Below are 1,595 nucleotides of genomic sequence, written 5' to 3'. Positions count from 1 at the left end.
GCTGATCGCGGTCGGCTACTTCTACATGCCGATCCACTTCTTCGTCTTCGCATCCGCCGCCGCCGCCGGCTGGTGGGCCTTCCAGGCGCGGCGCGCGCGTGCCCTCTCCCCCTCCCCGACGCCCCGTCCGGCGCATCGGTGGCTGGCGCTGAGCCGGCGTCAGGCCATCCCCCTGGCCGTCGGCTACGGCGCGCTGGCCATGGTCCTGGCGATGAACCTTGACTACCTGCACCTTCTGGGCAGCACCTTCTACGTCGCGGCCTCCGGCCTGACCGGCACCTCCGGCCGCTTCGACAAGCTCTTCGCGCCGATCGCCTTCCTGACCAGGGGCGACGGCGGACCCGACGTCGCCCTGCTGCCCAGCTTCGCACTCGACTTCACCGAGAACCGCTGGTGGTTCTCCTGGCAGTGGATCGGCGCTGCCAGCCTGGGCCTGGCGCTGATCGGCCTGACCCACGGCCGGCACCGCGAGCGCTGGCTCTATGCCGCGGCCTTCGTCCTGACGATCCTGCTGCAGTTCCCGCGCCAGGTCCTGTCGTTCGGCCTGCCCGCGAACCTGATCAGCGCCTTCACCAATCCCTTCGCCTTCCTGGCCGTGCACACGCACATGTCGATGCTGCTGATGGCCTATTTCCTGATCGTGCCGATCGGGCTCGGCCTGACGGCCCTGTGGCGGCGGGCCGAGGCCGGCGCGGCCGAGGAGGGACGGCTGGCCGACGCGATCGCGACGACGGTCCTGCTGACCGGCGCGGTCTACGCCCTGGTCGCGCTGCCGCTCGCCTCGGCCCTCGAGTCGGCTGCGGTCTTCGCGGCGCTGGCCCTCTGCCTGCTGGCGCCGCGCCTCGCATTCCTGCGCCGGGGCAGCCGGCTGCGCGCGCTCGCTGTCGCCCTGCCGCTCGCCGCCGTCGCCGCCGACCTCTGGGGCTACTCCGTCTATCTCGCCGACGTGCCCTACACCGGCGACCGCATCCAGCCGCGCAGCTTCAAGGGCCTCGAGGCGAACGACGGCCGCGAGATCAACCCGGTCGTCATCGACTACCAGAACCCGGCGACCCTGCCCTTCCCGCGCCACGTCCGGGTCGCGCCCGACCCCGTGGCGCCGACCAGCGACCCGGCCTTCCCCACCGACTTCGCGGTCTACTTCATCCGCCAGATCTACATGGGCGCCTACTTCGACACCGTCTTCCTGTCGCGCCACTTCAACCCGCCGCACATCTACGAGCTGCGCCAGATCCGCTACGCCCAGGCCAGCAACCTCGGCAACCGAGAGAACAGGCCCTCGCCCGACGACCGGGCGCTCTATCCGCTGCTGAAGAGCGACGACCGGGCGCTGTTCTTCGCCCCGGTCGCCGTGGCCGCCGACAAGGTCGGACCGGCCGCCCTGGTCGCCGCCGATGCCGGCCGCTGGGCCGTCTCGCTGGCCGACCCGGCCGGCGGCGCCGTGCCCGGCACGAGCGACAGCCTGCCCGAAGCACCGCCGGCCCTGCCGCCGCAGGCCGAGGAGCGGCGCGACTTCGACCTCACCCTCGCCGACGCGGTGGCGCAGCGCCGGCGCGAGCCGGCCCTCGCGACGGCGGGGGGCTTCGTCGAGTACG

1 protein-coding gene is annotated in these 1,595 nt (G+C 72.7%); it reads left to right on the top strand.

The window, feature by feature from the left end; all coding sequences use genetic code 11:
• On the top strand, positions 1 to 1,595 hold a 1,595-nt coding region (locus B9O00_RS33345; protein WP_200808734.1), incomplete at both ends, for a hypothetical protein.

It is taken from the genome of Tistlia consotensis USBA 355 (genome assembly GCF_900177295.1).
Lineage (GTDB): Bacteria > Pseudomonadota > Alphaproteobacteria > Kiloniellales > DSM-21159 > Tistlia > Tistlia consotensis.
Note: the sequence above shows the minus strand (reverse complement) of the source record. Positions and strands in the feature narration are given on the sequence as shown.